This window comes from Hydrogenobaculum acidophilum (assembly GCF_054656715.1).
Map to the genome: position 1 here is coordinate 1 of NZ_BAAHXP010000073.1, position 266 is coordinate 266.

At 37.6% G+C, this 266-nt stretch carries 1 pseudogene; it reads right to left on the reverse strand.

Annotation, left to right across the window (positions count from 1 at the left end):
• Positions 1-266, reverse strand: a pseudogene (locus tag ACYQZV_RS09175) (short chain amide porin); the annotation flags it as partial.

Sequence of the window (266 nt, forward strand, 5' to 3'; positions counted from 1 at the left end):
GTAGCACCTATAAGGCTTGCATTTGGCACTACTCTCGTGGCTTCTAATCCAACGTTTGCATTTAAACCAGATATGTAATAATCGATAGCTGTGCTAAAAAGTCCAATCTTTGCATCGGTAAATCCGTTGGTGCTTGGGTCTACGTAGTAATTTTTATCTTCATCTTGCTCGTATCTAAAGGCTATAGCTGGTTTTCCTATACCTACGTATCTATCGTATAAAAGTTGTGTTTGAAGATAATATCCTTTTACTTCTGGTTGAGCTAT